This window comes from Endozoicomonas sp. ALC020 (assembly GCF_049275935.1).
In the GTDB taxonomy this organism is placed as follows: Bacteria; Pseudomonadota; Gammaproteobacteria; order Pseudomonadales; family Endozoicomonadaceae; genus Endozoicomonas_A.
This window is the reverse complement of record NZ_CP184830.1, coordinates 6,998,980-7,024,169: the sequence shown is the minus strand read 5'-3', so window position 1 is coordinate 7,024,169 and position 25,190 is coordinate 6,998,980. Positions and strand designations below refer to the sequence as shown.

At 48.6% G+C, this 25,190-nt stretch carries 5 protein-coding genes; all 5 read right to left on the bottom strand.

What is annotated here, in order from left to right; genetic code table 11:
* Positions 1–86: 86 nt before the first annotated feature.
* Entirely contained in the window at positions 87–5,288 is a 5,202-nt protein-coding gene (locus tag ACOJUO_RS25415; RefSeq protein WP_422138583.1) for a hypothetical protein, read from the bottom strand.
* A 214-nt stretch (positions 5,289–5,502) separates the two neighbouring features.
* Complete coding sequence (locus ACOJUO_RS25410) at positions 5,503–9,156, bottom strand: hypothetical protein (protein ID WP_422138582.1); 3,654 nt, start codon at positions 9,154–9,156, stop codon at positions 5,503–5,505.
* Between the two features lie 86 nt (positions 9,157–9,242).
* A complete protein-coding gene (locus tag ACOJUO_RS25405) occupies positions 9,243–14,468 on the bottom strand; it encodes a hypothetical protein (protein ID WP_422138581.1) in 5,226 nt (1,741 codons plus the stop codon).
* A gap of 143 nt (positions 14,469–14,611) precedes the next feature.
* Positions 14,612–19,600, bottom strand: a complete 4,989-nt coding sequence (locus ACOJUO_RS25400; protein WP_422138580.1) for a hypothetical protein — start codon at positions 19,598–19,600, stop codon at positions 14,612–14,614.
* Between the two features lie 28 nt (positions 19,601–19,628).
* Positions 19,629–25,034, bottom strand: coding sequence for a hypothetical protein (locus tag ACOJUO_RS25395; RefSeq protein ID WP_422138579.1), 5,406 nt, complete (start codon positions 25,032–25,034; stop codon positions 19,629–19,631).
* Positions 25,035–25,190: the final 156 nt, after the last annotated feature.

Here is a 25,190-nt window from a genome sequence, read left to right as displayed (position 1 = left end):
AGACCAGATGGGTGGTAAAGCAAATTTATGGGTGTCTTTTTTTTTTTTTCTTCTTTTCTAAAGGGGTCATTCACTGGTTTCTGATATCAAAGTTCGTCATAGGTATTCTTGTCTTCCAGATCGGACTTCTTAACCTCAAGACCAGCCAGCGCTGCTTTCTCGGCTGTGGGGATGGTGGTTGATTTGGTTTGAGGGTTATTTATCTGATCATCACTCTTTTGCCAATCATTGAAGTTTCCCAGAGTGTAGGAGTAAGGAATACTTTCTGCGTGGGAGAATGACCATTTAGGCACATTGTCCCTGAAGTATTTCTCCCAGCCATTCTCAAACAACTTCATGGTACGATCACGGCGGTCACGGAATTGCAGATAATTTTCGTGTCGCGTCCAGCCATACATTTTTTTGCCTGCTTTAACACGCTTTGCATAGGCTTCATCGGTTTCATTAAAGCGTTGAGGCGAAGCAATAGCCGTACGTTTCACATATTTATCCCGGTTTTCCCCCAGGCCGAGCCAGCGATTAATCCTGTCAAGGCTTCGACCCAGAGGTCCACCCAGCCATTGCGTGAGCATCTTGTTGTCGTTCATAAAAAAGTCGAAGGTGAGACTCGACGCCAGAGCAAATCCAAAGGTTTGAGCATAAGTGAATCCAGATATAAGGCCATGAGCGTATGCTCCGACAGTGGCTACCGGACCCAGCACCAGACCGGCTGTGGCCGAGGCCAGGGTTTTTACTTTTTGTGGTGTCGCCCGGTGCAGCAGTGGTACCTGAAGCCCTTGTCCGGAACCCATGGACTTCACTATTTCGGGTGCCAGACGAAAAATACTGTGGTACATATGCGGGTTGGCGTTGTACTGCCTGGCAAACAACATGGAGCCGGTTCTCAGTAAAATGACTGAGGAAGCGGCTCTACCCATTGGCATGGCCAGTCCGCTCACTTCAGTGACTTGTTCAATTCCACTGCGGTCGGCATATTCGTCAGTTCGGTCAAGATCAACACCGAAGCGTTCCAACCAGTGCTGGAAAGGTGTGAGCATCCGGTGCAGGTAATCACCCCTGTTGGTCAGATCCAGAAGATAGAGGAATGACATGTTCAAGAAGGATAGCTCGGTAGCCTGCCAGGTGGTGTGGGTCGCCAGCAAGGGGGCGTAGCTGGAGAAGTACCAGGTGACAGCCTGTACCAGAAAGGCTGATGGTTTGAGCCAGTACTCATTCAGCTGGTGCTCAACCGCTGCGGCATGAGCCTGCATCAAGGTGCTATTGATAGCCTTGATCAGGTCTGACTCAGACAGGCCGGCAGCATTGGCATAAGGCGTCAGGGTATCCTGAACATTGGTCAGAAAGGCTGCCGTCCTGCGGCCATTTTCAAAGGCAATATCGTCAAGAATATAGTTGGCGATGATCGCGGCAGAGTACTCTTTCATACCGGCAACCGACTCTTTCATTCCTGCCGGTTCAGTAGCAGTAACGGCCACAGGAGTAAAGGCACTCTGTATGAACTCATCAACTCCTGCATCGGACAGCATCTGGACAACGGCTTTGAAGCGGAGCACATTGATGCCATGTTTGTTGCCCAGGAAGTGTTCAAATTCAGCCGCTGTCAGATAACCACCGACATCTTTGGCAGCTTTCATGTAGTTTTCAAGCTCAATCTTGCTGATCAGTCCTTCACGCAGCAGAGCTATAATTTTGTTACCACTGGCAGAATGAGTAGCGAAGTATTCCGAGAAGTCTGTCAGGTCTCCTGATTCATGTTCGACGAAGTGAATGGCTGTTTCGCCCATGCCGATAATGACCTCGTCGTATTGTTGAGCCCCACTTCCTATCTCACTCCTGACCCTGTGCGCCAGACTCTCGACTTGTTCCATGATATCTGGCTCAGAGGGGGAGAGCGGGAAGCTTCTTTTCAGGCTTTTGAAAACTCCCACAATCCGACTGGCCTGATTAAACGTCAGGTCTTTTCCGACCAGCGCCTGCAAGCGAATGGGGGCAAACTCATCGTCAAAATCGAAAGTGGTAAGAAAGGGTATGACCTTACCACTGTTTACCGCAGAGGCTGCCAGACCTGTTGCGGCTTCCAGAGCTTGTTTCTTGAGAGAGTGCTGCTTTATGAAGTCGTGCATCTCGGCCAGAACTTTTACCTGTCCCGGGGTATACCGGAAGGGACCGCCGTCATTTTTGACGGCTTTGCCTGCCGCTCTCAGCACTTCCTTCATTCTCTCAATATCTGCTTCTCTGGCTTCAATCTCACTTTCCAGACGGTCCTGTTCCTGAATCAGTTGCTGAATCCTGCCGCCATTGCCATCATTCCCACCCAGTTCCAGTTTTTTGTTTCTCAGGGCATTAACCCGGTCATCATAGTTAGCAGTAGAATCTGGTTTAACGCCCACAGTTTCTTCAATGGCTTTAAGACTCGCTTTATGATCCTCCAGAGCTTTTTGTGCTTCTGACTTCAGCGTTTTTTTCTGTTCCAGGACTAAATCCAGCTCAGCTCTCTCGTCCTCAAGTGAGGTTTTAGTTTGCGGATCAATGTCTTTGGAATGGTTAATGTCCTGATTTTTTCTATTCAGAGCCTCTTGTGCTTGTTTTTCTCGAAATTGTGCATGAGCCAATTCCATTTCTCTAAATTCGTGCTCATGCAGGTATTTCGTAACCTGAGTGTACTTTCTTCTGGTTTCAGGCAGTTCGCCTATTGCGAAATCGACTTCATCCCGACCATAAGCGGCTACATAGTTTCTGACAGCATTCATGTAATCCTCTTCTGACATGTTATCAGGGTCACTCTCAAAAGGGGGTCTGAGATCTTTGATGGCAGCACCCAGTTTCTTAAAGGTTTCAACTCGTCTATCTGTCTCGTCCCTGTTTCTTTTCAGAAAACGTTTAATGCCGTCTATCAGGTCTTCAGGGGTTTGATTATCATCCTGAGTCAGACCCAACCCGGTCTGAATTTGTTTCATTGCCTGATTGAGAGCAGTGGTATCTCTGACCGTGTCAGGGCGGACGTCAGTAGAATGTGCAAATAGCACTTGTTTACCATGAACAGCATCCAGTTTGCGATGAAGTTCCTCCAGCGCACTTTCAGCTTCTTCTATGTCGCCTTTGACTACCTCTGAATCAGGAACGTATCCTGGTTGAGATCCCGGACGAGCCATTTGCCTGACAAGCCTGGTTCGAACCCTCTCAAGCCTTGCTGTCATGTCATCTCCTTCATTGACTTTGATCTTGAGTAGTTTTTCTACGGATTCCAGTACATTCAGTGCCTGACGGTCTTGTAATTTACTGTCTTCATTCAGTTCAGGATCAGGAACCTCAGCCAGAGCATCTTGTCTGAGTTTGACGAAAGTTGCTTCTTTAGTGGCTTGAGTATTCAGTGTCGTCTTTTCAGGTTCTTCCTGAGGCTGTCCTGCTGAGGCAGCCGCTCTGTGCATACCATTAATTTTCTCCAGGAGGCGTCTGGCATGCTCATCCAGTGACCGGGTATCACTCCAGTCATCCTTGCCAAGTGCTACTGCCAGTTCAGCGTTGTAAAGACTTCTGGCAAAAAGAACTTCCTGTTCCAGCTCAGGAATTCGCCCGATTTTCTGAATAATTGTATTTTGCAGGCTTTGCTGATCTTCCAGCTGCACAAGAAGCTTTGCAACTTTACCCTTAATGATCTGAAGGAGTTGTTGCACTTCCAGTTTTATCTCATCGCCGGTATCGGCTATTTCCGGTGCCCGCTGCAACCTGTATTCAAGCTGCAAGAGTTCGACTGCCTCTTTCTGAAGAAGCTCTTGCAGGTCGCTGTCCCGTTCAGCCAGCTGTCTGGCCAGGTTTTTCCTGAATTTGACATAAAACTGTTTGTCGTCGTGTAAGTCGTCGGTCTCTAATTTAACGACAGTGGATATATGATTAAGAATATTCTCAACAGCATGCTGGCTAGTCAGAAGGTCTCTGAGTACAGGGTTGAAGCTGAAGCGTTTTAAGAGTTGGGCCTGCATCCAGATTGGCGTGATGAGTGACGAAGCAGCTCTGATGTGGTCTGCTGTGAACGCAAACCGAAATGTTTCATCTTGGTCAGCAATGCTCAGCGCCTGCTGCAGAGATTCATATTTTGCCAGTGCAAGCGCCGTCTCTTTATCTTCGTGTGCAAGCGTCGTTTGATCTTCGTTCACTCCAGCATTGTGCCGCGCAACAAACTCCTCCAGCAGCGCCAGCTGCCTGCTTCGAATGAACCGCAGGTACCTTTTGACATTAGATTTTAAAACAAGAACTGATACTGGATTAGCGGAGTTGTGAGCCTCAGCTTCTTTGAGGTTAAGAAGGTTTTCTACAAAAGCGACATCGGCTGGATTCGGATTATGGCCACGGAAAATAATGATATCCTCAGCAGTCTGAGTCACTTCAAGTTTTGGATAACCCGAAGGCACAGGATAAACCAGCGTGTCATCATCGGCGTGTACAACATAGCCAACGGGTTTGTTGTGTTCCAACAGTTCATTGAGAGCCCTCTGTTGTATATCTCCTCCCAGGACGTGAACCTGAATATAGGCAGAAGTGGCAGCCGTCAGCAGAGCCCCATCATTAACAAAGAGCGATTGGCCCAGGCGCTTTAGCCCGGGAGGCTGAGCACCCCCTGAGATAAGGCGCATGAATGTACGCCCATTGACTGCAACCTGTTTTACTTTAATGGTGGCAAGGGCGACATAGTGATCGCCTGAACCCAGGCTTCCTGCCCTGTCATCGGCACACAACAGCATTGAATACAGTTCTTCGGTGCTGGCTAGTTTCGTTGACGGTTCTAATGGTTGGCCGCCAGATAATCCAGCACGAACAGAGTTAACTGAATCCTCATCGGTCATTCCTGCCCTGACTTCAATCAACAGTTCCTCTGCGTCAAGGCTATGGGTAAACCTGAAGACTCCCTCATCGCCCACCTTCAGGACTTTGGTGTATTTCTGAGCAACGTCATTCTCGCCTGTCTCAAACTGATCGACAATGGAAAAGCCTCTATCAAAAGAAAAAGAAAGGCCGCCTAAGCTTTTTGAAGGACTAAGATGGCACCAATCATCTAACTCAGCCTCAGGCGTGTAGGTGGTTGTAAAGGATTTGGGTATTGGCTGCTGGTCAAGACCTAAAGTTGGCCGAACCTCCACCTCACTCTGGATAAACTGCGCATGTTCATTGTCTTGAATGTCGACAGGTTTTATCTGCAGCCTGCGACCGGCCAGTGCCTCTGTGGCAATGATGGAAGAGCTGATTGCAAAGGCCACAGCAAGGCTCAATACTTTGGGGCGAGCATTTGTCATTCTACTACCTCAGAGCTGAGTACTTTTTATTACCGCGAAAAGTGATGACCACACCAGGCGAGGAAGCAACTTGTGATCGCTCATGGCTGACATTCGCTCATGGCTGTCATTTGCTTGTGTGTTTGCTTGTGTGAGTAGCTTCAGGCTCTTTCAGCAGAGAAACCTCTGTGGACTGGAGGAGGAAACGCTCACACCTGCAGCCATCACCTGTATTTCATCGTTCAGTGGTGTAACTGGTTGCTGGTTGCATGACGCATTCAGCGGGGTTCTGTCTCTTATCATGAACAGAAGCTTTCTTGTTATTGCCATGTCGCCATTCGAAGAAAGCTCCCAAAGTGTAGGAGTAAGGAAAGCTTTCTGCATGGGAGAATGACCATTCAGGTATATTTTCCCTGAAGTATTTCTCCCAGCCATTCTCAAACAGTTTCATGGTGCGATCACGGCGTTCGCGGAACTGTAGATAATTTTCGTGTCGAGTCCAGCCATACATGCTGTTGCTGGCTTTAGCCCGGTTTGTATAGGCTTCATCGGTTTCATTGAGGCGTTGAGGCGAGGCAATAGCGTTACGTTGCTCATATTCATCCTGCGTTTCCCCCAAGCCTATCCAGCGATTCATCTTGTCAAGAGTGCGGCCCAGAGGACCACCCAGCCATTGAGTGAGCAGCTTGTTGTCGTTCATAAAGAAGTCGAACGCGAGACTCGACGCCAGAGCGAATCCGAAGGTTTGAGCATAGGTGAGCCCTGATACAAGACTATAGACGCATGCTCCGACAGTGGCTACCGGACCCAGCACCAGACCGGTGGTTGCAGAGGCCAGGCTTTTCACTTTTTGTGGCGTCACCCTCTGCAGCAGTGGTACCTGAACCCCTTGTCCGGAGCTCATGGATTTCACCATTTCAGGCAGCAGACGGAAAATGTTGCGATACATTTGGGGGTTGGCGTTGTGCTGTCTGGCAAATAACATGGAGCCGGTTCTCAGCAGAATGACTGAGGAAGCGGCCTTGCCCAATGGCATGGCCAGCCCGCCTGCTTCAGAGATTTGTTCAATTCCACTGTGATAGACATATTGGCCGGTTCGGTCAGGATCAACACCGAAGCCTTTCAACCAGTGCTGGAAAGGTATGAGCACCCGGTGCAGGTAATCACCCCTGTTGGTCAGGTCCAGAAGATAGAGGAATGACATGTTCGAGAGGGATAGCCCGGCAGCCTGCCAGGTGGCGCGGGTCGCCAGCAGGGGTTTGTAGCTGGAGAAGTACCAGGTGACAGCCTGTACCAGAGAGGCTGAAGGTTTGATCCAGTAGTTATTTAGCCCCTGCTCAACCGCAGTGGCATGAGCCTGCATCAAGGTGTCATGAATAGCCTTGATCAGGTCTGATTCAGACAGGTCGGCAGCATTGGCGTAAGGCGTCAGGGTATCCTGAACATTGGTCAGAAAAGCTGCCGTCCTGCGGCCATTTTCAAAGGCAATATCGTCAAGAATATAGTTGGCGATGACTGCGGCTGCGAACTCTTTCATGCCGTCAACAGATTCTTTCATACCTGCCGGGTCACTGACAGTTGAGATCACAGGAGTAAAGGCACTCTGTATGAATTCATCGACCCCCTCATCGGACAGTATCTGTACAACGGCTTTGAAACGAGGCAGGTTAATGCCGTGTTTGTTGCCAAGGAAGTGTTCAAATTCATCCACTGTCTGATAACCATCAACACCTCTGACAGCCTTCATGTAGTTCTCAAGTTCTATCTTGCTGATCAGACCTTCACGCAGCAAAGCAATGATCTTGCTACCACTGACAGAGTGGGTAGCGAAGTATTTCGAGAAGTCTTTCAGGTCCTCTGGTTCATGCTCGACGAAGTGAATGGCTCTTTTAGCCATGCCATGAACTTCCACAATACGACTGGCCTCATTAAACGTCAGATCATCCCCGACCAGCGCCTGCAAGTGAATCGGTGCAAATTCATCGTTAAAATCGAAAGTCGTGAGGCAGGGTATTGTTTTAGCACTGTTGATTGCTGATTCTGCCAAACCCAGCGCAGCATTGAGAGCCTGTTGCCTGAGAGGGTGCTGCTGTGTGAAGGAGTCCATATCGGCCAGAACTTTTTCTGCTTTTGTGCTGGTGCTCTGTTGCTGAATGGTCCCTTGAGCTTCCGATTCACCTGTTTCATCGGGAGCCAGTCCGGGTCGATCTTCGGTGATACTCAGTCTCTGAAGCTGTAGATAATCATCCTCAGCCTGTTGCCTGAGTTGAAGTGCTCTGAGTTTTTTCTTTTCACCGGGAGTGGCTTTCTTGAATATGAGCCCTAACTGGTATGTAACCCGGGTGAGTTTACTTTTTGTTGTTGACAGCTGCTTTTCCAGCTTGCTTTCCCTCTCAATCAGCTGCCTGATCATGTCGGCCGTGACTTTGGTAGCAAACTGTTTGTTGTCGTGCAAAATATCGGTTTCTGAATCGACGGCAACGGGTTTAATGTTCAGAATATTCTGAAGAAAGTACTGGTTAGTCAGAAGGTCTCTGAATACCGGTTTGAAACTGAACTCTTTTGCCAGTTGAATCTGTATCCAGGTTGGCGTGATGGCTGACGAAGCGACTCTGATGTGTTCCGGTGTGAGTTCAAATTCAGCTGCTCCATATGTTCCATCTGGAATAGCACTGGTCAGTGCCTGGTGGAGATATTCATAATTTGCAAGCGCACGCACTGCCTGCATATCTTCGTTTATAAGCGTCGCTGGTTGATCTTCGTTAACACCCGCATGGTGCCGCGCAGCAAGCCCCTCCAGCAATGTCATCTGCCTGCTTCGAATGACGGACTGGTAGGCACTGACATCATATTGTTTAACCCATGTTGCAACTGCCTGGGCGGGGTTATTACCCTCAGCTTTTTCCCAGAGGTTATACAGGCTTTCTACAAAAGCAATATCATCGGGACCATGCATCTGACCATGGAAAACAATTACCTCTCCCGGAGTTTCTGAGACCTCCAGCTTCGGATAACCTGCAGGCACAGGATAAGCTTGTGTGTGATCTTCGACGTGTACAACATATCCGACGGGTTTACTATGTGCCAGAAGTTCATTAAGAGCTTGCTGTTGTAAATCCTCTCCCAGGATATAAACCTGGATATAGGCAGAGGCCGCTGCTGCCATTAGAACATCATCATTGACAAAGAGTGATTGTCCCAGACGTTGCAGTTCAGGGGGCTGATCGCCCGCAGCAAGAAGTTGCATAAAGGTGCGCCCATTCACTGCAACTTTTTCTACTTCAATGGTGGCAAGGGGAACATAATGATCACTTCTACCGAGGTTTCCTGCCATAAGCTCGACAAGGTTCAGCAAGGTGGCCATTCTTGAAGGGCTGGCGATTTTCGTTAGCGGTTCCAGTGCGCCATCTGATTGACTGCGAATCACCTCAACTGAACCCCTATCAGTGATTCCGCCTCTGACTTCAATGACCAGTTCCTTTTCTGCAAGGTCATGTGTGAACCTGAAGACTCCCTCATCACCCACTTTCAGGGTTTTGGTGTATTTGCGGGCAACGCCGTTTTCGCCTGTTTCAAACACATCAACAATGGAAATGCCACTGTCAAAGGAAAGACTGTCTGTAAAGCTTATAGAACTAGAGAGAAAGACCCTCTCACCGGTCTGATGAGGGTAATTGTAGGTGGTCGTAAAGGATTTGGGCATTGGCTGCCGGTCTTCCCCTAAAGTTGGCCTGACCATGACCTCAATCCGGGTAAACTCCAGATGTTCCTGAAAATAGACAGACTTTATTTGCAGCCTGCGACCAGCCATTGCCTGTGTATTGATGACGGAAGAGCTGATTGCAATGGCCACTGCAAGTCTTAACGCGTTGAGGCGGGCGCTCGTCATTTTACTACCTCAGAACTGATTAGAAAGCTTGATTAAGGGGCATTTCTCTTACCATGACCGCCAACTTTCTGATCATCGACCTTTTGCTATTTGTAGAAGACTCCAAGGGTGTAGAAGTATGGAATACTTTGTGCGTGGGAGAATGACCATTTTGGTATATTCTCTCTGAAGTATGTCTCCCAGCCATTCTCAAACAGTTTCACGGTGCGATCACGTCGCTCGCGGAACTGCAGATAATTTTCGTGTCGAGTCCAGCCGTGCATCCTGTTGCTGGCTTTAACACGGTTTGTATAGGCTTCGTCAGTTTCATTGAAGCGTTGAGGCGAGGCAATAGCGGTACGTTGCACATATTCATCTTGCGTTTCACCCAAGCCTATCCAGCGATTCATTTTGTCAAGACTTCGGCCCAGGGGGCCACCCAGCCATTGAGTGAGCAGCTTGTTGTCGTTCATAAAGAAGTCGAAAGTGAGACTTGATGCCAGAGCGAATCCGAAGGTTTGGGCATAGGTGAATCCGGATATAAGTCCATGAGCGTATGCTCCGACAGTGGCTACCGGACCCAGCACCAGAGCGGCCGTGGTCGAGGCCAGAGTTTTCACTTTTTGTGGTGTCACCCTGTGCAGAAGCGGCACCTGTACCCCTTGTCGGGAACCCATGGATTTCACTATTTCAGGTACCAGACGGGAAATGCTGCGATACATCTGCGGATTGGCGTTGTACTGTCTGGCAAACAATATGGAACCGGTTTTTAACAGAATGACTGAAGCAGCGGCCTTGCCCAATGGCATGGCCAGACCGCCCACTTCAGAGACCTGTTCAATTCCATTGTGGAAGGCGTATTGGCCGGTTCGGTCAGGATCAACACCATAACGTTCCAACCAGTGCTGGAAAGGTGTGAGCATTCTGTGCAGATAATCACCCCGGTTGGTCAGATCCAGCAGATAGAGGAATGACATGTTTATGGCAGACTGCTCGGCAGCCTGCCGGGCGGTATGGGTTATCAGTAGCGGTTTGTAGCTGGCGTAGTACCAGGTGACAGCCTGCACCAGAAAGGCTGAAGGCTTGATCCAGTAGTTAGTTAGCTCCTGCTCAACCGCTGTGGCATGAGCCTGCATCAAGGTGTCATGGATAGCCTGGATCAGTTCTGATTCAGACAGCCCGGCAGCATTGGCATAAGGTGTCAGGGTCTCCTGAACATTGGCCAGAAACGCTGCTGTTCTGCGACCATTTTCAAAGGCAATATCATCCAGAACGTAGTTGGCGATGACCGCAGCGGCGTACTCTTTCATGCCGTCAACGGACTCTTTCATGCCCGCCGGGCCAGTTGCGGTCACGGTTACATGAGCAGTCTCCAGCTCACTTTCAGCTTCTTCCAATACTCGTCTGGCTGTGGCTGCCTCACGATCAAGAACGTATCGGGGCTTAGGTCCCAGGAGAGCCAAATGCCTGTCAAGCTCGTTCTCAATGATCTGGAGGCGCATATTAACGTCTGGCTGAACCCTGTTGATAACTTCTTCGTCCAGCTGTAGGAGTTTTGCTTTAATTAGACTATTTTGGTCGTTTATGCTGGCGTCATCGTTATAGTCTTCAATATTGAGTTGGCGGGCCATTTCATTGTTCCGGGCTCTCCTGACTGCTTCATTTTCATAGACTTGGTTGACTTCATCCCGAAATGCCTGAATTCTGGCTATCAGGGCCTCCTTCTGGTCAGACAGACTGGCATCCCTGTCAAGGTTCATCACCAGGTCACGGGCCAGTTTGGCTGTGAAAACCTTGACTTTTCTTACAGCGGTAACGAAATCAAGAGGGGGGATGTTCAGCTGCCGCTCTATGGCTGCAAGCCAACGTTTCTGCAGTTCTCTGAACAGCTTAATATGGTACGGATCTGCGACTTTATAAGTAAAACTCGCATCAAGCTTTTTGAGTCTGAGGCCTCTCTCGTCGATAGCTTTGCAGTCTTCTTTCCAGAAAGTCTGGTCTATCCGATCCAGTAGCTGTTCTCTGACAAAATCGCTGTCAAATATATTAATAACCCTGGCAAGTCTTAGTGCTCTGTCATCCCGTTCAATGAGGTTGACCTTAAGTAATTCTTCTACTTGTCTCAGTGGATCAGTCCGTTGTTCTCTGGTTCGCTGATCAGGGTCATGGACTCCGACTTTATAGTGAAGATGCGCGAGAAGCTTCTCGAGTTTAAGAGCCCTCCCGTCCAGAGCTGTGTTTTCATCTGCCCAGAGGGTGTTATCTATCTTATCCAGCGTCTGATCTGTAAGATCATCGCCGTAAAGCATTCTCCGAATCCTGTTAAATCTTGTTGTTTCGTCATCCTTTTCATTGACTTTGATGTTGAGTATTTCTTCTGAGGTTTTCAGGATCTCCAGCGCCTTTTCCTCTGACTGTTGTATGGCTTTTCTGACAAGCCTCTGCATGTTTTCAGAAATGGCCTGGCGACGAAGATACACGTCATTGTTGTCATCAGGGGCTCTTATCTGAAGGGCTTTTTCCAGGTTACTCAATGTCTCAAGGACTTCAGGCATCACTTTGGAGTGGCCTGTCCTGATGTAATCCAGCTGTGTGTCCAAAAATTTAAGCTTGAAAAGTTTGTTAAGGACTGCTGTCTCCGCAGCGGCGCGGTCTAATAGTAAGGTGTTGTCATTCTGATCAGCACCGAGAACCTCAGCCAGAGCAGCTGTTCTGCCAGCGGTGTAAAGAAGCTCCTCAGTGAGTTGCTTGCTCGTAGTATAGAGTTGTTGACGCAGGGATTGTGCTTCAGCCTTCATTGCCTTCAGTTTTTCAACCAGATGTACTTGTTGAACGTCAATATCTGCATTGCTATCAAAATCATCAATGTCAAAATGTGCGGCAATGGTAGTATAGCCGGCCTTCATTGCAGCAGCTTTGTCAGCCTCTGTGCGGGCCTGAGCATTCAGCTGCTCAAAGAGTCGCTCAATGGTCTGTTGACGGGCTTCCAGGTCTGCTTCGTCGACCGGGACCAAACCATAGCGACTTTCAATGTCAGCCAGTTCCTGTGAGAGTTCGCCATTGGGTAGCATTGTCCTGTCCAGATTCAAAACAGGCTGAGACTCGTCGGCATCCTTGCTATCAAAATCATCAATGTCACAATGCACGGCAATGGTTTTATAGCTGGCCTTCATTGCAGCAGCTTTGTCAGCCTCTGTGCGGGCCTGAGCATTCAGCTGCTCAATGTGTTGTTCAATGGCCTGTTGACGGGCTTCCAGGTCTGCTAAGTCGACCGGGACCAAACCAAGCTGGCTTTCAACGGAAGCCAGTTTCTGCGAGAGATCCTCACCGGTTTGTATTGAGATGCACAGACTTAGAGCAGGCTGGGAATTGGTTGCGGCCGATGTTGCGGCAACCGATGTTGCGGCAACCGATGTTGTGGCAACCGGCGTTGCGCTGGCCTGTGTTGGGGTAATTGATGACGCAGTAACCGATTGCCTGGTTTCATCAATTTTCTGACTGGTAAGCCTGGCGCGTTTTTCTGGCGGCGGAGTAGCATCCCGGTCATCAATACTGAGCCCTGCTGCCAGTTGAGCGCTGTGAGTTTTTCTGGCGTCTGCCCTGTCATCACTGACCTGTTTTTCCAGCTCCGGGATTCGTTTGTTATCCTGCTGAGGTTCATCAGCCATGTTTTTCATCACCATGAGCACTTGACGAAGCTCTTGAAGCTCACCCTGAAGTTTCTGTTTGAGTCGTTCTATGGTCAGTTTTGCCTCATCACTGGCAATGGCCATTGCCGTTATGCTGCGATCTAATGTCTTGACTGCCCCGGCGAGTTCGGCCTCTCTTGACTGCAGTTTTTTTATCGTGCTTACCATCTCAAGCATCTGTCCGTTAATGTCTTCCGGGACTGTAGGGGGATAGTCTCTGTCATAAAGATCAGCAAAGTTCTTCGTCACTGTGTTGGCAAGGGATATAAAGTTCTGAATACTCTGAACAAAGTTATGATTAATCAGAAGATTTTGAAGTGCAGGTTTGAAGCTGAAGTTTTTTATGAGTTGAAACTGCATCCAGATTGGTTTGATGATCGATGTCGCGATTCTTATCCGTCTTGATGTTAACTCAAATTCATCGGCTCTATCCGAAGTGGCACTGGTTAATGCCTGCTGTAAAGATTCGTAGTAGCTAAGCGTTGACAATGTATCTTCATTAAATTTGGCATCTTGCTGTACCGCCAGTTCAGCAGCAAGCTCTTCCAGCAGCGCTATTTGCCTGCTCCTGATGATGTGCTGGTAGCTTCTGATTTTATCTTTTTTAACTTTAACCGTTGCCTTGTATTGTCTAAATCGATAGTGTTCCCAGCGGAAAATTTGACTATCCAGAAAAGCAATATCGGCTGGATTCGGCTTCTGGCCACGGAAAACAATAATCTCCCCCGAAGCCTGATCCACTTCCAGTAACGGATAACGAGCAGGTGCAGGATATGCTTGTTTGCCGTCCTCGACGAGTACAACATAGCCGACGGGTTTTTGGTTCGACAACAGTCTTTTGAGCGCTTTATGTTGTAGCTTTGCCCCCCGAACATGGACTTGGATGTAGGCAGAGGTGGCTACTGCTAAAAGAGCCTCATCATTAACAAAGAGCGACTGTCCAAGACGCTGCAGTTCAGGGGGCTGATCACCCGCAACAACATGACGCATAAAGGTGCGCCCGTTCACTTCAACTTTTTTTACTGGAATGATGGCAAGGGCAACGTATTGATCTCTTGCGCCAAGGTTTCCCGCTCTTCCATGCGCACCTTTCAGCACTCCCGCCAGCTGAGTGGGACTGGCGAGTTTCGTTAATGGTTCTAATAATTCGATGTCATCTGATTGAGCACGGGCAGCCTCAATTGAATTCCGGTCGGTCATTCCTTTTCTGACTTCAATGACCAGTTTCTTTTCTGCAAGGTTATGGGTGAACTTGAAGACTCCCTCATCACCCACCTTGAGGACTTTGGTGTATTTCTGAGCAACGTCATTCTCGTCGGTTTCAAACTGATCAACACTGGAAACGCCGCCTTCAATGCCAGAAAGAACGTCTGTGAAGCCTTCGGAAGGAACGTCGTAGCTCGCTCTGGCCTGAGCCTGATCAGGGTAGGTGGTTGTATAGGATTTGGGTATTGGCTGCTGATCAGCACCTAAAGTTGGCTGAACTATGACCTCACTCTGGGTAAATTCCACCTGTCCATTGCCCGTAATATCGACAGATTTTATCTGCAACCTTGAAACAGCCAGCGCCTGTGTACTGACAATGGAAGAACTGATTGCAACGGCCACGGCAAAGCTTAATGCATGGGGGCGAGCATTCGTCATTCTGTTACCTCAGAGCAGAGTAATTTGATTACCGTAAAAAATTTCTCATCCCTGAGGGCGCAAAAAATTGTTTCTGTCGCTCATGGCTGATTTATGCTGGATTCTTTTTGACGCCTGAATGGGTCGTCAAAAGGGTCTGATATTCAGAGTTCGTCGCGGGTAGCCTTTTTGTCACCCCATTCGTAGAAGGTACTCAGAGTGTAGGAATAAGGAATACTTTTTGCGTGGGAGAACGACCATTTAGGTACATTTTCCCTGAAGTATTGCTCCCAGCCATTCTCAAACAGTCTCATGGTGCGATCCCGGCGTTCACGGAATTGCAGATAATTTTCATGTCGTGTCCAGCCATACATTGTGCTGTTGGCTTTAACACGGTAGGCGTACTCTTCATCGGTTTCACTGAAATATTGAGGCGCGGCAATAGCTGTGTGTTTCACATATTCATCGTCCGATTCACCCATGCCTCGCCAGCGGTTAAATTTATCAAGACTTCGGCCCAGGGGGCCACCCAGCCACTGAGTGAGCATCTTGTTGTCGTTCATAAAGAAGTCGTAAGTGAGACTCGACGCCAGAGCGAATCCGAAGGCTTGCGCATAAGTGAATCCGGATATAAGTCCATGGGCGTATGCTCCGACAGTGGCTACCGGACCCAGCACCAGAGCGGCTGTGGTCGAGGCCAGCGCTTTCACTTTTTGTGGTGTCACCCTGTGCAGAAGTGGCACTTGAACCCCTTGTCCGGAACCCATGGATTTCACTATTTCAGGCACCAGACGGGAAATGCTGCGATACCTGTGGGGATTAGCGTTGTACTGTCTGGCAAACAACACGGAGCCGGTTTTTAGCAGAATGACTGAAGCAGCGGCCTTGCCCAATGGCATGGCCAGACCGCCCACTTCAGAGACTTGTTCAATTCCGTTGTGGTAGGCGTATTGGCCGGTTCGCTCAAGATCAACATCATAATGTTCCAACCAGTGTTGGAAAGGTGTAAGCATTCTGTGGAGGTAATCACCCCTGTTGGTCAGATCCAGAAGATAGAGGAACGCCATGTTTGACAGGGACAGTCTGGCAGCATTCCAGGCGTTAGTGTTCATCAGCAGTGGTTTGTAGCTGGAGTAGTACCAGGTAACAGCCTGAACCAGAAAGGCTGAAGGTTTGACCCAGTAGTTATTTAGCTCCTGCTCAACCGCTGCAGCGTGAGCCTGCTTCAATGTGTCATGGATAGTCTGGATCAGTTCTGGCTCAGACAGGCCGACAGCATTGGCATAAGGTGTCAGGGTCTCCTGAGCATTGGCCAGAAATGCTGCCGTTCTGCGGCCATTTTCAAAGGCAATATCATCCAGAACGTAGTTGGCGATGACAGCTGCGGCATACTCTTTCATGCCGACAACAGACTCTTTCATGCCCGCCGGGCCAGTTGCGGTCACGGTCACAGGAGTAATGGCAATCCCCATGAATTGCTCAGCATCCTCATCGGACAGCATCTGGATAACCTTGCTGAACCCGGGCACCTTGATACCCTGTTTATAACCAAGGAAATGTTCAAACTCAGCCACTGTCTGATAACCATCAACACCTCTGACGGCCTTTATGTAGTTTTCAAGTTCAACCTTGCTGATCAGACCTTCACGCAGCAGAGCTGTTATCTTTATCGCTGCAGACGCTGACAGAATCATTGCGGCTTCCAGAGCCTGTTTCTTGAGAGCGTGCAGGTGGACGAAGTCGTGCATATCGGTCAGTACTTCTAAATGCCACGGTGTGTCCTGGAAGGGACCGCCATTATTTTCGAGGGCTTTTCCGGCGGCCTTCAGGGTATCCTGCATTCTCTCAAGGTCTGCCTTCCTGACTTCAATCTCAGCTTCCCGACGGACCTGTTCCTGAATTGGTTGCTGGATCTTGTCGCCACTGGCATCATCACCGCCCTCTAGTACCAGAGCATTCAGTTTTTGATGAGCAGTCTCCAGTTCATTTTCAGCTTCTTCCCAAGGCTGTTCTGTTGCGGTAGCTGGTGTTGCAGCAACCGGTGTTGCGGTAACCGGTGTTGGGGCAATTAAGGTTGCGACAACCGATGTTGCGGCAATCGGTGTTGGGGCAACCGATGTTGGGGCAACCGATGTTGGGGCAATCGGTGTTGCGGTAACCGATGTTGGGGCAATCAATGTTGCGGTAGCTGATGTGGCTGCAGCAGGTTGCTTGATTTCATTAATTTTCTGGCTGATGATTTTGGCTTGTTCTTCGGGGGTTTGGGTACCATCCCAGTTATCAATACCAAGCTTTGCTGCAATTTGACTGTTGTAATCCTGTATAGCTGCAGCTGTTGCTTCACGAGCTTTTTTTCTCAGCACTGGAATTCGGTCGACTTCTTCCTCGAGAAAGCGTAACCAGGTGCTCCGTTTTACGATCTTTTGCTGATTCTCAACATTTTGTTGATGGATCTCCAGTGACAGCTGCTTGATGCGCTGCTGAAGCCCCAGGTTGCGGGCCTCAAGGTCATCTTCGTTTTCTGGAACCAGATCGAGCTTACCTTCATAGAAGGCCAGTCTTTCCCGGATTTCCCCATCAGTTAGTTCTTCGTTATCTTGCAGCCGCTGTTGCTTTGACGGGCGAATGAACCGAAGGGCAGTCAGATCCTCTTTATTGTCCCAGACAAAACGCCTCTTGCTTCCAATGGCTGACGTTTTTGCTTGCACAGCTTCTCTATCAGGCTGTTCTGTTACGGCAGCCAATTGCCTGATTTCAAGAGTTTTTTGTCTAATGATGCTGGCTTGTTCTTCAGGTGGCAGTTTATCATCCCAGTGATCAATACCGAGATCTATTGCCATTTGAGCGTTGCGAACTTTTAAGGCACTTGCTCTGGCATCACGAGCTTGTTGTTTCAGCTTTGGAATTTGTTCGATTTCCTGCAGAAGTTTCTGTAACCATTTTTTCGGTTCTTCATGCTTTTGTGGATTCTGAATATGTGTTTGAAAAATCTCAATGGCCTGATGCATAAGGTGCAGTTGAATGGCCCGGCGACGGTCTGTAGGGCTACATCGGTTATTCGTCACCAGGCCGAGCTGACCTTCAAAGGCAGTCAGTTTTTCCAAAGCTTGAGCGTTGGGCAGTTTAGCATTTTGTCGTAGCTGTCTTTGAATGGAATGAAGGGTAGCCAGATTTTTTTTATTGACCGAAGCAATAATGCACTTGCCGCCAATGGTCGCCGGATTTGCTTTTAACGCTCCTTCATGAGACTGCCCTGCTGAGGCGTATACTCTTAAGATTTCATCAGTTCTCTCAATAATGCGTCTGGATTGTTCTTCTATTGAAAGGCTATCATCCCAGCCATTAATACCAAGCCGTGCTGCCATTGTGGCGTACTGAGCTATCAAGGCATGGGTTTTGGCACTACTGGTTTTTTTTTCCAGCGCTGGAATTCGACTGACTTGCAGCTGAAGTTTTTGTATCAGTGCGTTCTGTCGTTCCAGCTCTTGCTGAAACTGTGTAAGTTTACCTACAGTTTGCTGCCTGAGTTTAAGCACTCTTACTGTTTCCTTTTCACTGTTACTGTTTTTCTCCGTTGTAAGCTTTAACTGGTTTCCGGGCTGGATGAGTTCGCTTTCTTTTGTCAGCTGCTCTTTTTGCCTGGTGTTCATCTCAATCAGCTGTTCGGGCGTGTCGCTCGTGACTTTGGCAGCAAACTCTTCCCTGTCCTCGTTAGTATCGGCCTGCGCCAGGATGATATCACTGCCATCCGGTATCACTTCCCGCATACTCTCGATAAAGAATTGATCCGTCAGAAGGTTTCTGATTGCAGGTTTGAAGCTAAAGTGTTTTTCCAGTTGATCATGCATCCAGGTTGATGTAACAACCGAGGAAGCCACTTCGATCTGTCCTGTTGTGAGTTCAAATTCATCTGCTCCATCTTTAGTTGCAATGGTTAATGCCTGATGGAGATATTCATAATGTGACAGCGCCCTCAGTTCGCCTTCGCAAGCAAGTATCATTTTTCCATCTTCGTCAGGTTCGACATTGCGCTCTGCCGCTAAATCCTCCAGCAGTGCCATCTGCCTGCTTCGAATGGTGTACTGGTAGCTTTTGACCTTATCTTTTTTAATCTTTGCTGATGTTTTAGAGAGGGTGTTGTAGCCAGGTTCCTGCACCCACATGTCATAGAGACCTTCCACAAAAGCGACATCGGCCGAATTCTGTTTTTGACCGCGAAAAACAATAACCTCTCCGGGAGCCTCAGTCACTTTCAGCATTGGATAATCCTCAGGCAGAGGATATGGCTGTGTGTCATCCTCAGCGAGTACAACATAGCCGACAGGTTTATGGTACGACAGCAGTTTTTTGAGCGCTTTCTGTTGTATATCTTTTCCCAGAACATGGACCTGGATGTAGGCAGAAGTGGCTGCTGCTAAAAGAGCCTCATCATTAACAAAGAGCGACTGCCCCAGGTGCTCCAGTTCAGGGGGCTGATCGCCCGCAACAATATGACGCATAAAGGTGCGCCCGTTCACTTCAACTTTTCTAACTGGAATGGTGGTCAGGGCGACATAGTGATCGCTTGTGCCAAGGTTTCCCGCTCTTCCATGGGCACCTTTCAGCACTCCCGCCAGCTGTGTGGGATTGGCGATTTCCGTTGATGGTTCTAATGATTCGATGTCACCTGATTGAGCACGAATGGCCGCAATTGAATGCTGGTCGGTCATACCTTTTCTGACTTCAATGACCAGTTTCTCTTCTGCAAGGTTGTGGGTGAACCTGAAGACTCCCTCATCACCCACCTTGAGGACTTTGGTGTATTTCTGAGCAACGTCATTGTCGTCTGTTTCAAACTGATCAACACTGGAAACCCCCCCTTCGATGCCAGAAAGAACGTCTGTGAAGCCTTCGGAAGGAACCTCGTAGCCCGCTCTGGCTTGAGCCTGATCAGGGTAGGTGGTTGTATAGGATTTGGGTATTGGCTGCTGATCATCACCTAAAGTTGGCTGAACTATGACCACACTCTGGGTAAACTCCACCTGTCCATTGTCCGAAATATCGACAGATTTTATCTGCAACCTTGAATCAGCCAGTGCCTGTGTACTTATGATGGAAGAGCTAACTGCAACGGCCACAGCAAAGCTTAATGCATGGGGGCGAGTATTCGTCATTCTGTTACCTCAGAGCAGAGTAATTTGATTACCGTGAAAAATTTCTCATCTTTTTGTCACCCCATTCGTAGAAGGTACCCAGAGTGTAGGAATAAGGAATACTTTTTGCGTGGGAGAACGACCATTTAGGCACATTTTCCCTGAAGTATTTCTCCCAGCCATTCTCAAACAGTTTGATGGTGCGATCCCGGCGTTCACGGAACTGCAGATAATTTTCATGTCGTGTCCAGCCATACATTGTGTTGTTGGCTTTAACACGGTAGGCATACTCGTCATCGGTTTCACTGAAATATTGAGGCGCGGCAATAGCTGTGCGTTTTACATAGTCATCGTCCGATTCACCCATGCCTCGCCAGCGGTTAAATTTGTCAAGACTTCGTCCCAGGGGGCCACCGAGCCACTGAGTGAGCATCTTGTTGTCGTTCATAAAGAAGTCGAAAGTGAGACTCGACGCCAGAGCGAATCCGAAGGTTTGGGCATAGGTGAATCCGGATATAAGTCCATGGGCGTATGCTCCGACAGTGGCTACCGGACCCAGCACCAGAGCGGCCGTGGTCGAGGCCAGAGTTTTCACTTTTTGTGGTGTCACCCTGTGCAGAAGCGGCACCTGTACCCCTTGTCGGGAACCCATGGATTTCACTATTTCAGGTACCAGACGGGAAATGCTGCGATACATCTGCGGATTGGCGTTGTACTGTCTGGCAAACAATATGGAACCGGTTTTTAACAGAATGACTGAAGCAGCGGCCTTGCCCAATGGCATGGCCAGACCGCCCACTTCAGAGACCTGTTCAATTACATTGTGGTAGGCGTATTGGCCGGTTCGGTCAGGATCAACACCATAACGTTCCAACCAGTGCTGGAAAGGTGTGAGCATTCTGTGCAGGTAATCACCCCGGTTGGTCAGATCCAGCAGATAGAGGAATGACATGTTTATGGCAGACTGCTCGGCAGCCTGCCGGGCGGTATGGGTTATCAGTAGCGGTTTGTAGCTGGCGTAGTACCAGGTGACAGCCTGCACCAGAAAGGCTGAAGGCTTGATCCAGTAGTTAGTTAGCTCCTGCTCAACCGCTGCGGCATGAGCCTGCATCAAGGTATCATGGATAGCCTGGATCAATTCTGATTCAGACAGCCCGGCAGCATTGGCATAAGGTGTCAGGGTCTCCTGAACATTGGCTAGAAACGCTGCTGTTCTGCGACCATTTTCAAAGGCAATATCATCCAGAACGTAGTTGGCGATGACCGCAGCGGCGTACTCTTTCATGCCGTCAACGGACTCTTTCATGCCCGCCGGGCCAGTTGCAGTCAAGGTCACAGGAGTAATGGCAATCTTCATGAATTGCTCGGCACCCTCATCGGACAGCATCTGGATAACCTTCCTGAACTCCAGCACCTTGACACCCTGTTTATCACCAAGGAAGTGTTCAAACTCAGCCACTGTCTGATAACCATTAACACCTCTGACGGCCTTAATGTAATTTTCAAGTTCAATCTTGCTGATCAGACCTTCTCGCAGCAGTGCTATTATCCTGTTACCAGTTGCAGAACGGGTAGCGAAGTATTCCAGGAAGCTTTTCAGGTCCTCTTCTTCGTACTTGACGAAGTGAATGGCCATTTTGCCCATACCATTAATGATTTCGTCGTATTGTTGAGGCCCTTTGCCCAACTCATTTCTGATCCTCTGCACCAGAATCCCGACTTCTTCCAGGACGTTCTGAGGCTGATTATCTACCGGCTCGACAGAGGAGAGTGGGAAGCTCCTTTTCAGGTTCCTGAAGACGGTTGCAATCCGGCTGGCCTGATGAAACGTCAGATCTTTTCCGACCTTTGCCTGCAAGCGAATGGGGGCAAATTCATCGTCAAAATCGAAAGTAGAAAGCTCAGGTATCACCTTACCGCTTTTGGCTGCAGATGCTGCCAGACCCATTGCGGCTTCCAGAGCCTGTTTCTTGAGCGCGTGCTGGTGGATGAAGTCGTACATATCGGTCAGAACTTCTACCTGTCCCGGCGTGTACTGGAAGGGACCGCCATCATTTTCGACGGCTTTCTCGGCAAGCTTCAGAGCAGCCTTCATTCTCTCAATGTCTGCTGTCCTGACTTCAATATCTGCATTGCTATCAAAATCCTTAATGTCACAATGTACGGCAATAGTTGCATAGAAGGCTTTAATTTCAGCTTCTTTTTCAGCATCTGTCGTGATGCTCTGTTGCTGCAGATATTGTTGATCGGTCTGAGTTTGCTGCTCCTTATGGTGTTGCTGAATGGCCCGGCAACAGGCTTGCGGGTCCTTTTCGTTCTCCGGGACCAGACCGGGCTGACGTTCAATGCTCGCCAGCTCTGCTTTTACAGCTTCTTCCTGAGTCTGTTCTGTTGCGGCAACCGATGTTGCGGCAACCAATGTTGTGGCAACGGGTGTTGAGATAACTGGTTTTGGGACAATCGATGTTGAGGCAATCGGTGTTGCAGTAACCGATGTTGGGATAATCAAAGTTGCGGTAGCTGATGTGGCTGCAGCGGCTTGCTTGATTTCATTAATTTTCTGGTTGATGAGTCTGGTTTGTGCTTCGAGGGTTTGGGTACCATCCCAGTTATCAATACCAAGCTTTGCTGCAATTTGAGTGTTGTAATCCTGTATGGCTGCAGCTGTTACTTCACGAGTTTTTTTTCTCAGTATTGGAATTCGGTCGACTTCCTCCTGAAGAAAGTGTAACCAGGTGCTCCGTTTTGCCAGCTTTTGCTGATTCTCAATATTTTGTTGATGGATCTCAATTGACAGTTGCATGATGCGCTGCTGAAGTCCCAGGTTACGAGCTTCAAGGTCGTCTTCGTTTTCCGGAACCAGATCAAGCTTACCCTCATAGAAAGCCAGTCTTTCCCGGATTTCCCCATCAGTTGGTTCTTCGTTTTGTTGCAGTCGCTGTTGCTTTGGCGGGCGAATGAACTGAAGGCTGGCAAGATCGTCTTCATTGGTCGACGCTTTTGCTTTTACAGCTCCTTTATCAGGTTGTGCTGTTGCGGCAGCCAATTGCTTGATTTCAAGAATTTTTTTTCTAATGATCCTGGCTTGTTCTGCCAGTGGTTGGGTAACATCCCAGTAATCAATACCAAGCTCCATTGCTATTTGAGCGTTGCGAACTTTCAGGTCACCTGCGCTGGCATCATGGGCCTCTTGTTTCAACTCTGTAATTTGTTCGATTTCCTGCAGAAGTTTCTGTAACCATTTTTTCGGTTCCTGGTGCTCTTGTTGATTCTGAATATGTGTTTGAAAAATCTTAATGGCCTGATGCTTGAGGTGTTGCAGAATGGTACGGCGACGCTCTAAAGGGTCATGTTGGCTATTCGTAATCCCGAGTTGACCTTCAAAGGTAGTCAGTTTTTCCGAATCGAGTAATTCGGGTCGTCCAAGGGCTTGATGCAGCTGCTGTTGAATGGACTGAAGGATAGCCAGATTTTTTTTACTGACCGGAGCAATACCGCGCTCGCCGCCAATGGCCGCCGGTTTGGCTTTTAATGCTTCTTCATCAGGCTCTCCTGTTGCGGCGTATACTCTGAAGATTTCATTAATTCTTTCACTGATGCGTCTGGATTGCATTTCCAGTGGCAGGTTATCAATCCAGTCATCAATACCAAGCCTTGATGCTGTTACAGAGAAATGAGCCAGTAACGCATACGCTCTGATGTTACTAAGTTTTTTTTCCAGTGTTGGAATTCGATTGACTTGCCTCTGAAGTGTTTGTATCTGGTTTTTCTGTTGTCCCAGCTCCTGATGAAACTGTATAAGTTTATCTTCAATTTGTTGCCTGAGTTGAAGTGCTCTTAGTTGTTCCTTTGCATTGGTACTGGTTTTCTCGGTTGTCAGCTTTAACTGGTTTCTAAGCAGGGTGAGCTCTCTTTCTTTTGCCAGCAGCTCTTCTTGCCTGACTTTTATCTCAATCAGCTTACTGGGCTTGTCGCTCAAGATATTGGAAGCGAACTCTTCCCCGTCCCCGGGATCATCGGCCTGCACCCGGATGATATCACTATCATCTGCTATCACTTCGTGAATATTCTGAATAAAGAACTGATTAGTCAGGAGATTTCTAAATGCCGGCTTGAAGCTGAAGTATTTTTTGAGTTGATTCTGCATCCAGGTCGATGTGACGACCGACGAAGCGATTTCGATCTGTCCTATTGTGAGTTCAAATTCATCCGCTCCATCTGAATTTGCACTGGCTAATGCCTGATGGAGATATTCATATTGTGACAGCGGCGTCATCAGATCATGGTCGTATGCAAGCGTCATTTCTCCATCTTCTTCAAGTCCGGCATTGTGCACTGCTGCTAACCCCTCCAGCAATGCCATCTGCCTGCTTCTAATGATGTATTGATAGCTTTTGACCTTATCTTTTTTGATCTGTGTTTTTGCTTGAGAGGGTGGGCAGTAGCCAGATTCTTGCGCCCACATGTCATTGAGACCTTGCACAAAAGCGAGATCGGTTGGATTCTGTTTTTGACTGCGGAAAACTATAATCTCCCCGGGAGCCTCAGTCACTTCCAGTTTTGGATAACCCTCAGGCACAGGATAAGGCTGTGTGTCATCTTCGACGTGAACAACATAGCCGACAGGTTTATGGTACGACAACAGTTCGTTGAGAGCTTGCTGTTGTACCTCTTCCCCCAGAACATGAACCTGGGTATAGGCAGAGGTGGCCGCTGCCAAAAGCACCTCTTCATCGACAAAAAGCGATTGACCCAGACGCTGCAGCTCAGGAGGTCGGTCACCCGCGGCGATTAGGCGCATGAAGGTGCGCCCCTCCACCTTAACCTTGTCTACTTCAAGGGTGGCAAGGGCAAAATAGTTATCAACTTCGCCAAGGTTTCCTGCTCTTTCATGTACACCTTTGAGCACTCCGACCAGATGTTCGGGGCTGGCAACTTTCGTAAACGGTTCTAATGTTTGCGTGTTGCCTGATTGAACGCGAACAGCCTTGATTGAATCCTGATGGGTCATTCTGTCTCTGACTTCGATAAGCAGTTTCCTTTCTGCAAGGTTATGGGTGAACCTGAAAACCCCCTCATTACCGACCTTCAGAACTTTGGTGTACTTCTGAGCAACGTTATTCTCGTCTGTTTCAAACTGATCAACAATGGAAACGCCACCCTCGAAGCCGGAAAGGACATCCGTGAAACCTTCAGAAGGGATGTCATAACCCGCTCTGACTTCAGTCTGATCAGGGTAAGTGGTAGTAAAGGATTTGGGTATTGGTTGCTGGTCGTCGTCTAAAGTTGGCTGAACTATGACCTCACTCTGGATGAACTCTACATGTCCATTGCCATGAATATCGACAGATTTTGTCTGCAGCCTGCGATCCGCCAGTGCCTGTGTGCCAATCATGGAAGAGCTGATTGCAATGGCCACTGAAAGTGTTAAGGCATTGGGGCGGATATTTGTCATTCTACTACCTCAGTGCTGAGTACTTTGACTATCGTGAAAAGTGATTACCGCACCTCGCGAGTAAGCGACTCCTGATAACTAATGGCTGTCAATCGCTCATGGCTGTTCGCTCATGGCCGTTTTTGTAAGCCGTTGAGAGAATTTAGTTCACACTGG

Coding starts and splice junctions, on each gene's coding strand:
- ACOJUO_RS25415 (WP_422138583.1), bottom strand. CDS start 5,288: ATGACAAATGCTCGCCCCAAAGTATTGAGCCTTGCTGTGGCCTTTGCA.
- ACOJUO_RS25410 (WP_422138582.1), bottom strand. CDS start 9,156: ATGACGAGCGCCCGCCTCAACGCGTTAAGACTTGCAGTGGCCATTGCA.
- ACOJUO_RS25405 (WP_422138581.1), bottom strand. CDS start 14,468: ATGACGAATGCTCGCCCCCATGCATTAAGCTTTGCCGTGGCCGTTGCA.
- ACOJUO_RS25400 (WP_422138580.1), bottom strand. CDS start 19,600: ATGACGAATACTCGCCCCCATGCATTAAGCTTTGCTGTGGCCGTTGCA.
- ACOJUO_RS25395 (WP_422138579.1), bottom strand. CDS start 25,034: ATGACAAATATCCGCCCCAATGCCTTAACACTTTCAGTGGCCATTGCA.